Raw genomic sequence first — 9,949 nt, forward strand, 5'->3', positions numbered from 1 at the left:
GTCCTTCAGGAGAGGCCGTCGGGGTTGCGCCGCTGTGCGGCCGGCACATGGCGGTCGAGGAAGGCGGCGAGCGGCGCCGTCGCCGGGTGTTGCAAGGCGCGCGCCAGCAGCGCCCAGCAGCGCGGGCCATGCGCCAGATAGGCCGGCTTGCCGTCGCGCCGCGCCAGCCGCACCCAGAGGGCGGCAACGCGCAGATGCCGCTGCGCCGCCATGGCGGCGAGCGCGGCGTGGAAGTCTTCCGGTCGCAGTTCCGGCCGCAGCGCCAGGTAGCGCGCCAGCGCGGCCTCCCGCACCGCCGGGGCGACGTCGCGCCGCGCATCCTCCAGCAGGCTGACCAGGTCATAGGCGGGGTGGCCCAGCCCGGCATCCTGGAAGTCGAGGATGCCGGTGCGGCGCGGCCCGGCGCGCCCGGGCAGGCGGATCAGGTTGGCCGGGAAATAGTCGCGATGGACAAAGCCGCCCGCGCCGGCGAAGGGCGCCAGCATGGCCCGCATCGCCGCCTGGAACTCGGCGCGGACGTCTTCCGGCGGCGCGGCGCCGAGGGCCGCCGGCCACCACCAGCCCAGAAAGGTGTCGGCCGCCGTCGCCGCCATGCGCTCGGCCTCCCAGAGCGGCAGGCCAGGGGGCGGCGGGGTGCGGTGCAGGGCGGCGAGCGTCTCCGCCGCCTCCAGATAGAGCGGCAGCGGATCGGCCCCGGCATCGAGCAGGGTGGCGTGGGTGTCGGCGCCGAAATCCTCGACCAGCAGCAGCCCGTCCGGCACCTCCTCGGCCAGGATCAGCGGCGCGGAGAGGCCGGCGCCGGAGATGTGCTGCGCCAGGCCGATGAAGGGCAGGATGTCCTGCGCCGGCGTCAGGCCGACTCGGCCGGCCTCGGCGCAATCCATCAGCAGGGCCGGGCGCGGCCCGCCGGCCAGGCGGGTGTAGCGGCGATGGCCGGCATCCTGCGGCAGCGGCAGGCGCGAAGCCGCGGCGTAGCCATGCCGGGCGAGGAAGGCGTCCACCTTGCTGGCAGGGGGGCTCGGGCTGGCGGGGTCGGGCGACGAGGTCATGCTGAAGCGGGGTGGTGACGCAGCCGGCGCCGCTTGCCAAGCACCGATTGCGCAGGCGCGAGATCCGGTGGCGTCACAGCCCGGCGGCCCCCGGCCGCGTCACAGCCCGGCCAGGGCGGGCAGCCGGTCCTCCCAGCCGGAGAGGCTGGCCTGTCGCGCCTCGCCCTCGGCATCGGGGCGGAGCGTGATGCGCAGCGCGTCCTCCGGCGTCAGCCAGCCCAGCCGGTCCGGCCATTCGACCAGCACGATGCCCTCGCGCGCCTCCTCCCAGCCCAGCTCCTCCAGCTCGTCGGGGCCGGAGAGGCGGTAGAGGTCGTAATGCGCGGCCGGGCCCTGCGGCAGCTCATAGCCCTGCACCAGGGTGAAGCTGGGGGAGGGCACCTCCAGCCCCGGATCGCCGGCGGCGGCGCGCAGGAAGGCGCGGCAGAAGGCGGATTTGCCGGCGCCGAGCGGCCCCTCCAGCAGCAGCGCGTCGCCGGGCCGGGCCAGCGCCGCGGCGCGTGCCGCCAGCGCCTCGGTGGCGGCGAGATCGGGGAGGGTCAGGTGCAGCGTGTCGGCCATCGCGGGCGCAATCTGCCCGCGCGGCGGGGGGCTCCACAAGCGCCCGCCTGGGCCGGGCTTCGCCGGGGCTTTGCGGGCGGCTTCGCCGGGGGCTTTGCCCAGGGACGGCAAAGCCTCTATGCACCGGCTCCAGACGCGAAGGGACACTTGCCCATGCCTGACCACTCGCCCGCCCCCCATGTCGCGGTGGAGGCCGATGTCGCCATCATCGGCGCCGGCCCGACCGGGCTGTTCGCGGTGTTCGAATGCGGCATGCTGCGCATGAAATGCGTGGTGATCGACACGCTGGAGGCGATCGGCGGGCAATGCGCCGCGCTCTATCCGGAGAAGCCGATCTACGACATCCCCGCCCATCCGGCGATCGCCGGGGCGGAGCTGATCGCGCGGCTGGAGGAGCAGGCGGCGCCCTTCGCCCCGATCTACCTGCTGGGCCGCCGGGTCGATGCGCTGGCGCAGCGCCCGGAGGGCGGCTTCGAGCTGCGCACCAGCCGTGACGAGGTGGTGCGCGCCAAGGCGGTGATCCTGGCCGCCGGCGCCGGCGCCTTCGGCCCCAACCGGCCGCCGCTGAACGATTTGCCGGCCTATGAGGCCAGCGGCGCCGTGCGCTACCTGGTGGCGCGGCGCGAGGAGTTCCGCAACAAGCGGGTGGTGATCGCCGGCGGCGGCGATTCGGCGGTGGATTGGGCGCTGAGCCTGAAGGACATCGCCGCCAAGGTGACGGTGGTGCATCGCCGCCCGAAATTCCGCGCCGCGCCCGAGAGTGTCGCGCAGATGGAGGCCGCCGCCGCGCGCGGCGAGATCGACCTGGCCATCCCCTACCAGCTGCACAGCCTGCGCGGCGAGGGCGGCGAACTGTCCGAGGTGGTGCTGGCCACGCTGAAGGGCGAGGAGCGCGCGGTGCCGGCCGACCATCTGCTGGCCTTTTTCGGCCTGTCGATGGAGCTGGGCCCGATCGCCGAATGGGGGCTGGGGCTGGAGCGCAGCCATGTCACCGTCGAGCCCTCCACCTGCATGACCAGCCTGGACGGGGTGCACGCCATTGGTGACATCGCGACCTATCCGGGCAAGCTGAAGCTGATCCTGCAGGGCTTCGCCGAGGCGGCGATGGCGGCGCATGCCATCCATCCGCGCGTCTTCCCGGGCGAGGCGCTGCATTTCGAGTACAGCACCTCGAAGGGCGTGCCGCTGGGCTGACAGCGGCAGGCCGCGCAACCACAGGAAGGAAACCCGCCATGGCTGAGGGCCGGCTGTTCATCGGCACCAAGATGTATTCCTCCTGGTCGCTGCGCGGCTGGCTCGCCGTGCAGCTGGCCGGGCTGGCGGTGGAGGAGGTGGTGATCCCGCTGGCCGGCGGCGCCACCGCGGCGGTGAAGGAGGCGACGCCCTCCGGCACCGTGCCCTATCTGGAGCATCGCGGCGCCCGCATCTGGGAAAGCCTGGCGATCCTGGAATACTGCGCCGAGATCGCCCCTGGCCTGTGGCCCGCCGACAGGGCGCAGCGCGCGGCGGCGCGCAGCATCGCCTCCGAGATGCATGCCGGCTTCCGCGGCCTGCGCATGGCCATGCCGATGACCATCCTGAACCGCTTCCCCGGACAGGGCCGCACGCCGGAGGCGCTGGCCGACATCGCCCGCATCGAGGCGATCTGGCAGGCGGCGCTGCGCGATTCGGGCGGCCCCTTCCTGTTCGGCGCCGAGCTGACCGGCGCCGACATCATGTTCGCCCCCGTCGCCTGCCGCTTCCTGACCTGGGAGCCGGACCTCACGCCGCTCAGCCGCGGCTATGTGGCGGCGCTGCGGGCGCATCCGCTGATGGCCCGCTGGTATGCCGAGGCCGCCGCCGAGCCCGAGGCCTGGAAACTGCCGAAGTATGAGCAGGTGGGGGACGTGGCATGAGCGGCGCCGAAAGCCTGGACCATGTCGGGGTCTGCACGCGCGACGGGCCGGCCCTCTGGGCGGCCTATGAGCGGCTGGGCTTCGCGCTGACGCCGGTCGCCCGGCAATCCGGCCGCCGCAGCCCCGACGCGCCGGTCGAGCCCTTCGCCACCGGCAATCGCTGCGCCATGCTGCGCCAGGGCTATATCGAACTGCTGGCGATCCTCGACCCCGGCCTGTTCGCCAACCGGCTGGACGTGTTCCTCGACCGCTATGTCGGCATGCACATCCTGGCCTTCGGCATGGCGGATGCGGCGCTGGAGCTGGAGCGGCTGCGCCGGGCCGGCATCGACCTGCCGGGCGTCGCGCATCTGGAGCGCCCGGTGGACGATCCGGAGGGGCCGCGCGCCCGCTTCTCCCGCCTGCCGCTGCCGGATGCGCCGGAGGGGCGGCTGCAGCTGATCCAGCACCTGACGCCGGAGCTGCTGTGGCAGGAGCGCTGGCTGGAGCACCCGAACCGCGCCGTGGCGCTGGAGGGGGCGATCCTGGTCGCCCCGGACGCCGCCGCCAGCGCCGCCGCCCTGTCGCGGCTGACCGGCGCGGCGCTGGAGCCCGACCCCGCCGGCGGCTATGCGCTGCGCCTGCCCCAGGGCGGCGTGCGCATCCTGCCGCCCGAGGCGCTGGGGGCCGTGCTGCCGGGGGTGGAGGCGCCGACGCTGCCCTTCCTGGCCGGCTATGTCATCCGCACCGATGACGGCAATGCCGCCATCCGCGCGCGCCTCGGCGAGGCGCTGCAGCCGGTGCCTGGCGGGCTGATGGTGCCGCCCGCCTTGGCCGGCGGCGCAGCCCTGGTCTTCGCCGCATGAGCGAATCCGGCGCGGGCGCGGCGCCGCAGGCGGTGGCCATCGGCCGCTCGCTGCGCACCTATTATGCCGAGGGGCGGGCGGCGCGGCTGGACGCCTTCCTCGGCCGCTTCATCGGCCCCGGCGAGATCGGCTTCGACATCGGCGCGCATGTCGGCGACCGCACGGCGAGCTTCCGCCGCCTCGGCGCCCGGGCGGTGGCGGTGGAGCCGCAGCCGAAGCTCGCCCGGCTGCTGCGCCTGCTGTTCCGCCGCGACCCGGAGGTCGCGGTGCTGAACCTGCTTTGCGGCAGCCAGAAGGGCACCGGGCGGCTGCATCTGAACTCCGCCAACCCGACCATCGCCACGGCGTCGGAGGCCTTCATCAAGGCCGCCGCCCAGGCCGAGGGCTGGCGCGACCAGGTCTGGGATGGCGCCGTGTCGCTGCCGGTGACCACGCTGGACGCGCTGGCCGACGAGCATGGCACGCCGCATTTCATCAAGCTGGATGTCGAGGGCTATGAGGCCTCGGTGCTGGCGGGGCTGTCGGAGCCGGTGCGCTCGCTCTCCTTCGAGTTCACCACGCTGCAGCGGCGCGTCGCGCTGGATTCGCTGCGCATGCTGGAGGGGCTCGGCGATTACGAGTTCAACGCCTGCGTCGGCGAGGAGCACCGCTTCGTGCTGCCGAGCCCGGTGCATGCCGGCACCCTGGCGCGCTGGCTGGAGGCGCTGCCGGATACGGTGAATTCCGGCGACATCTACGCCTCGCTCGAGCCGCAGCGCGTCACCGCCTGATGTTCCGCCGTCCGGGGCCGCCTTGCGCGGCGCCGGGCGCTTCCCGCCGGGGCAGGCGCTGCCCCGGCCCTTCCTGGCCCGGTCCCGCATGACGCTGTCCGCCTTCCTCAACCATCTGGGCTTCGCGGCGCTGCTGGCGCTGTTCTCGGCCGCGCTGGTGCGGCTGATGATCGCCTTCCCGATCCTCGACCACCCCGACCACCGCAAGGCGCACACCAGGCCGACGCCGAAGGGGGGCGGGGTCGGCATCGTCTGCGCCTTCATCCTCGGCATGGTGGTGCTCTACCAGGTGGCGCAATTCGCCCGCATGGCGGATCAGCGCTTCGTCGGCGTGATCCTGGCGGCGGTGGCCATCGGCATCGTGGCGCTGCTCGACGACATGCGGGATTTCCGCTTCGTGGTGAAGCTGGCGGCGCAGGCGCTGGCGGCGCTGGTCGCCATCTTCAGCGGGCTGGTGGTGGACCGGCTGGCCATTCCCTGGGCCGGCATCGTGCCGCTGGGCCTGGCCGGCAGCCTGCTGACGCTGTTCTGGATCGTCGCCTGCACCAATGCGGTGAACTTCATGGACGGGCTGGACGGGCTGGTCGGCGGCACGCTGCTGGTCACCTGCGCCGGGCTCGGGCTGATCGCGGTGCAGGAGGGGGGCTGGTTCATCTACGCCGCCTGCCTGATCCTCGGCGCCGGCATATTGGGCTTCCTGCCCTTCAACCTGAACCCGGCGCGCATCTTCATGGGCGATGTCGGCAGCCAGTTCCTGGGCTTCATGCTGGCGGTGCTGGGGGTGGCCGCGGCGCGGCTGGATGTCGCGCAGCTTTCCTTCCTGCTGGTGCCGCTGCTGCTCTTCGCGCTGCTCTTCGACACCGGCTTCACCATCCTGCGCCGCGCCTGGATGGGCGAGCGGATCAGCGCGCCGCACCGCACCCATCTCTACCAGATGGCGCAGCGCAGCGGCCTCTCCGCCCGGCGGGTCGCCGCCATCCATTGGGGCTTCGCCGCCTTCCAGGTGGCGCTGGCGCTGCTCTTCCTGCGGCTGCCGCCGGCGCTGAAGCCGCTGGTGGTGCTGCCGCCGCTGGCGCTGCAGCTGCTCTGGCTGGCCTATGTGGCGGCGCGGGCGCGCCGCGCCGGGCTCAGCTGGAAGGCGGGGTGACCACCTCCATCTGCATCATGCCGGCCTCCCCCACCCATTGCTCGGAGCGCCAGATGCCGCCCGAGAGCGGGTCGGCCCAGTAGCGGTTGGTGAAGCTGGCGCCGGCGCCGTGGCAGCGCTCGCTGACCAGCAGCGCTTGGCCCTGCGGCGCGGCGCTGAGGCGGCAGTTCAGCGCGACGCCGAAGCGCATGCCCTCCGGCCGCCGGCCGCTATCCGTCAGGTCGAGCTGCCGGCGCAGCGTGGCCGGGCGGGCGGCCAGCGAGAGCGGCTCCTCCAGCGGGTCCGGCCCGTCCAGCCGGCTGGCGGCGATCCATTGCTTCAGCCCGGCGGTGGCGGTGATGCGCGCCCCCTCCGTCGCCACCACCAGCCCGCCCTGGCTGCGCCACAGCCGGGTCTCGCCGCTCTGCTGGATCAGCAGCGCGATGGCCCGGCCCCCCTGCCAGGACAGGCGCAGGCTCGGCGTATCGTCCTCGCTGGCGGCCAGCTCGGGCAGCGGGTCGGGCCGCTCCTCGCGCGGCGGCCCGTCCGGCCAGAGACTGCCCAGGCCGCAGCCACCCAGCAGCAGGGGCAGGGCCAGCAGAAGGGGAAGCGGCGGGATGGTTCTCATCACGGAACCGTTATAATCCTCCTGCCCCCCGCCTGTCAGCCATGCCGGACCCGTTCGGGGTCGGGCGCCGCTGTGGCGCGGCCCGGCGCCTGCAGCACCAGCAGCAGCACGGCCAGGCCGATGCCGATCCAGTGCGGCGCCGGGATCGCCTCCGGCAGCAAGGCGGGGAAGACCATCAGCAGCCCGGCCAGCAGGAAGCCCGCCCGCTCCGCCGGCCGCAGCGCGCGGCGCGCCACGCCCTGGCAGCCGGCGGCGAGCGCCGCCAGCCCGGCGGCGGCCAAGAAGACCTGCCAGGCGACATCGCCCCAGCCCATGCCGGGGGCGAAGGCCAGCAGCAGGCCGACACCTTCCGGATCGGTGACGAAGACGAAGGGCAGCACGAAGGCCGGCAGGGTGTATTTCCAGGCCTGCAGCGTGGTGCGGTAGGGACCCGCGCCGGTGATCGCCGCCGCGGCGAAGGGCGACAGCGCCGTGGGCGGAGACACTTCGGAGAGCACGGCGTAATAGAAAACAAACATATGCGCGGCGTAGTCCGGCACGCCGAGCTTCATCAGCGCCGGCGCCGCGACGACGGCCGAGATGATGTAGCTGGCGGTGACCGGCACGGCGAGGCCCACGATCCAGACGATCAGCGCGGTGTAGAGGGCGGTCACCACCAGCGACCCGCCCGCCGCCTGGATGGCGATCTCGGAGAATTTCAGCCCGAGCCCGGTCAGCGTGATGCAGCCCACGATGATGCCGGCCGAGGCGCAGGTGGCGGCGATGCCCACCGCCTGGATGGCGCCCGAGGCCAGGGCGTCGATCAGCCGCGACGGCGTCATCGCCGTCTCCCGCCGCAGCCAGGACAGCACCACGGCGACGCCCATGGCGTAGAGCACGGCCAGCGTCGCGCTGTAGCCCAGCGCCATGAAGATGATGATCGCGATGAGGGAGGAGAAGTGGAAGCCGTAGCGCCGCACCAGCGCGCCGGCCGGCGTCACCGCCATGGATTCGGCCGGGCCGGCGGGGCCGAGGCGGCGCTGGTCCAGCTCCACCATGAAGAGCAGCGAGGCGTAGTAGAGCAGGGTCGGGATCACCGCCATGCGCAGCACGTCGAGATAGCCGATCTTGAGATACTCGGCGATCAGGAAGGCCGCCGCCCCCAGCACCGGGGGCGAGATGATGGCGCCCAGGCCCCCCGCCGCCAGCAGCCCGCCGGCATCATCGGCGCGGTAGCCGACACGCTTCATCATCGGCCAGGCGACGGTGCCGAGTGTCACGGTGGTGGCGACGCCGGAACCCGAGGGGCCGCCCAGCAGGAAGGAGGAGAGCACCACGGTGCGCCCGGCGCTGGAGGGCCGCCCGCCGGTCAGCGCGAAGCTGAAATCGACGAAGAACTTGCCCGCGCCGCTGGCCTGCAGGATGGCGCCATAGAGGGTGAACAGGATGATCAGCGTGGCCGAGACATCCACCGCCGTGCCGTAGATGCCGTCCAGCGTGATGGTCAGATGCGGGATCAGCCGCGCCGCGTCATAGCCGCGATGCGCCCAGGGCGCCGGCAGGTGGTTGCCGTAGAAGGCGTAGAGCAGGAAGGCCAGCGCCACCGCCGGCATGATCCAGCCGGTGGCGCGCCGCGTCGCCTCCAGCACCAGCGCCACCAGCAGCCAGCCCACCACCAGATCCATCGGCTCGGGGAAGACATAGCGGTCCAGCAGGTCGTCGCCGCCGGCGATCAGGTACCAGGTGCAGTACAGCCCGGCCGCCAGCAGCACCACATCCCAGGGCATCAGCCGGTTGCGGAAGCGGCGCGCGGCGGGGAACAGCACAAAGGCCAGGGCGAGCGCGAAGCCCACATGCACGAAGCGCAGCGTGGTGGTGGGCACGATGTCCCAGGCGGCCCAGAGATGGAACAGGCTCATCGCCACCGCGATGAGGGTGACGGCATGCCGCGCCCAGCCCATGAAGCGGTTCTGGACGCCCTCCTCCTCCTCGATCAGCGCCTCGACGCGGGCGGCGGTGTCCTGGTCCAGCGCGCCCTCGGGGATCTCGGGCGGCAGCATATGGCCGGTGGTGTGCAGCGGCCGGGCCGGACGGGCCTCCGGCTCCGGCGTCGGGCGGGTCATGCCAGCTTCGCGCCGCGGGCGTTCCAGAAGGCCTCAGCCGCGCGGTGCCAGGGGATGCCGGCGGCGGCGCTCTTCTGCGCCTCCAGGGTGAAGTTGCGCCCCTCCGCATGCACCCGCGCCAGCTCCTCGCGGCCGTCCCAGGCGGTGCGCAGCAGCTCCTCCACCTGGGAATCGGCCATGTCCTCGCGCACCGCCAGGATGTTGGCCACCGACATCTGTTTGTTGTCGGTCTTCTGGCCCGGATAGGTGCCGGCCGGGATCACCTCGGGGAAATAGACCGGGCCGTATTTCTCGACGATCTTCGGGATGAACTGGTCGTGGTCGATCATCTGGATCTGCACGCCGGGCGAGGCGCCGAGATCGGTGATGGCGCTGGTCGGCACGCCGGAGACGAAGAAATAGGCGTCGAGCTTGCCATCCTTCACCGCATTGGTGCTCTCGGCCGGCGAGAGCCGCTCGCGCGCGCGGAAATCCTTGTCGCGGTCGAGGCCGGCGGCCTCGATCAGGCGGAAGGCCATCACCTCGGTGGCGCTGCCCGGGGCGCCGGTGGAGATGCGCTTGCCGCGCAGCCCCTCGATCGTGGTGACGCCGCTCGCCGCGGTGGTCACCGCCTGCATGCGGTTGGTGTAGAGCACGGCGATGGCGCGCGCCGGCACGGGGCGGGTGCGGAAGCGGTCATTGCCGCGCACCGCATCCACCGCCGCATCCACCTGGGAGAAGGCGAGATCCGCCCGCCCGGCGCCCAGCAGCTGCAGATTGGCGACCGACCCGCCGGTCACCTCCACCGTCGCCGACAGGCCGGAGACCTGGCGGGAGAGCAGGTTCGCCAGCCCCCCGCCCAGCGGATAATAGACGCCGCCCGTGGTGCCGGTGGCGATGGAGAGCTGCCGCGCCTGGGCGCGGGCGCGGCCGGGGATCAGGGCGGGCAGGGAAAGCGTGGCGAGCAGGCCGCGCCGCGTCAGGCCGAACATGG

At 73.0% G+C, this 9,949-nt stretch carries 10 protein-coding genes; 5 read left to right on the forward strand and 5 right to left on the reverse strand.

What is annotated here, in order from left to right; all coding sequences use genetic code 11:
* Positions 1–5: 5 nt before the first annotated feature.
* Both QE401_RS20605 and tsaE read right to left on the reverse strand, forming a co-directional pair.
* On the reverse strand, positions 6–1,049 hold the full coding sequence (locus tag QE401_RS20605) for an aminoglycoside phosphotransferase family protein (protein ID WP_307139971.1): 1,044 nt from the start codon (positions 1,047–1,049) through the stop codon (positions 6–8).
* A gap of 99 nt (positions 1,050–1,148) precedes the next feature.
* Positions 1,149–1,610: a tRNA (adenosine(37)-N6)-threonylcarbamoyltransferase complex ATPase subunit type 1 TsaE gene (gene tsaE, locus QE401_RS20610; RefSeq protein WP_307139972.1), complete on the reverse strand. Its 462-nt coding sequence runs from the start codon at positions 1,608–1,610 to the stop codon at positions 1,149–1,151.
* A 153-nt stretch (positions 1,611–1,763) separates the two neighbouring features.
* Here tsaE and QE401_RS20615 point away from each other — a divergent pair, with 153 nt between their 5' ends.
* The 5 genes from QE401_RS20615 (at position 1,764) to QE401_RS20635 (ending at position 6,267) form a co-directional block, all read left to right on the forward strand.
* The gene (locus tag QE401_RS20615) at positions 1,764–2,804 is read left to right on the forward strand and encodes an NAD(P)/FAD-dependent oxidoreductase (protein ID WP_307139973.1); all 1,041 of its coding nucleotides are present in this window, start codon (positions 1,764–1,766) and stop codon (positions 2,802–2,804) included.
* 38 nt (positions 2,805–2,842) lie between these two features.
* Positions 2,843–3,505 (forward strand): glutathione S-transferase N-terminal domain-containing protein, encoded by a 663-nt coding sequence (locus QE401_RS20620; protein WP_307139975.1) that lies wholly within the window; start codon positions 2,843–2,845, stop codon positions 3,503–3,505.
* Positions 3,502–4,350 carry a VOC family protein gene (locus QE401_RS20625; RefSeq protein ID WP_307139976.1) on the forward strand — a complete coding sequence of 283 codons (849 nt, stop codon included), beginning with the start codon at positions 3,502–3,504 and terminating at the stop codon, positions 4,348–4,350. The genes QE401_RS20620 and QE401_RS20625 overlap by 4 nt, the downstream gene beginning before the upstream one ends.
* Positions 4,347–5,120, forward strand: a complete 774-nt coding sequence (locus QE401_RS20630; protein ID WP_307139977.1) for an FkbM family methyltransferase — start codon at positions 4,347–4,349, stop codon at positions 5,118–5,120. The genes QE401_RS20625 and QE401_RS20630 overlap by 4 nt, the downstream gene beginning before the upstream one ends.
* An 88-nt stretch (positions 5,121–5,208) precedes the next feature.
* A complete protein-coding gene (locus tag QE401_RS20635) occupies positions 5,209–6,267 on the forward strand; it encodes a glycosyltransferase family 4 protein (RefSeq protein ID WP_307139978.1) in 1,059 nt (352 codons plus the stop codon).
* Here the strand turns inward: QE401_RS20635 and QE401_RS20640 are convergent.
* Genes QE401_RS20640 through QE401_RS20650 form a run of 3 tightly spaced genes read right to left on the reverse strand, consistent with a single transcriptional unit; the run spans position 6,248 to position 9,947 of the window.
* The gene (locus QE401_RS20640; protein ID WP_307139979.1) at positions 6,248–6,874 is read right to left on the reverse strand and encodes a YjbF family lipoprotein; all 627 of its coding nucleotides are present in this window, start codon (positions 6,872–6,874) and stop codon (positions 6,248–6,250) included. The two genes, QE401_RS20635 and QE401_RS20640, sit on opposite strands and share 20 nt — an antisense overlap.
* A 35-nt stretch (positions 6,875–6,909) precedes the next feature.
* Positions 6,910–8,976: a TRAP transporter permease gene (locus QE401_RS20645; protein WP_307139980.1), complete on the reverse strand. Its 2,067-nt coding sequence runs from the start codon at positions 8,974–8,976 to the stop codon at positions 6,910–6,912.
* Positions 8,973–9,947 (reverse strand): TAXI family TRAP transporter solute-binding subunit, encoded by a 975-nt coding sequence (locus tag QE401_RS20650; RefSeq protein ID WP_307139981.1) that lies wholly within the window; start codon positions 9,945–9,947, stop codon positions 8,973–8,975. Before QE401_RS20650 ends, QE401_RS20645 begins: the two co-directional genes overlap by 4 nt.
* Positions 9,948–9,949 lie beyond the last annotated feature (2 nt).

Source organism: Pseudoroseomonas cervicalis, assembly GCF_030818485.1.
GTDB lineage: Bacteria > Pseudomonadota > Alphaproteobacteria > Acetobacterales > Acetobacteraceae > Pseudoroseomonas > Pseudoroseomonas cervicalis_A.

Bases quoted from the DNA above. Each gene is read 5' to 3' on its own strand.
- QE401_RS20605 (WP_307139971.1), bottom strand. From the start codon at position 1,049: ATGACCTCGTCGCCCGACCCCGCCAGCCCGAGCCCCCCTGCCAGCAAG.
- tsaE (WP_307139972.1), bottom strand. From the start codon at position 1,610: ATGGCCGACACGCTGCACCTGACCCTCCCCGATCTCGCCGCCACCGAG.
- QE401_RS20615 (WP_307139973.1), top strand. From the start codon at position 1,764: ATGCCTGACCACTCGCCCGCCCCCCATGTCGCGGTGGAGGCCGATGTC.
- QE401_RS20620 (WP_307139975.1), top strand. From the start codon at position 2,843: ATGGCTGAGGGCCGGCTGTTCATCGGCACCAAGATGTATTCCTCCTGG.
- QE401_RS20625 (WP_307139976.1), top strand. From the start codon at position 3,502: ATGAGCGGCGCCGAAAGCCTGGACCATGTCGGGGTCTGCACGCGCGAC.
- QE401_RS20630 (WP_307139977.1), top strand. From the start codon at position 4,347: ATGAGCGAATCCGGCGCGGGCGCGGCGCCGCAGGCGGTGGCCATCGGC.
- QE401_RS20635 (WP_307139978.1), top strand. From the start codon at position 5,209: ATGACGCTGTCCGCCTTCCTCAACCATCTGGGCTTCGCGGCGCTGCTG.
- QE401_RS20640 (WP_307139979.1), bottom strand. From the start codon at position 6,874: ATGAGAACCATCCCGCCGCTTCCCCTTCTGCTGGCCCTGCCCCTGCTG.
- QE401_RS20645 (WP_307139980.1), bottom strand. From the start codon at position 8,976: ATGACCCGCCCGACGCCGGAGCCGGAGGCCCGTCCGGCCCGGCCGCTG.
- QE401_RS20650 (WP_307139981.1), bottom strand. From the start codon at position 9,947: ATGTTCGGCCTGACGCGGCGCGGCCTGCTCGCCACGCTTTCCCTGCCC.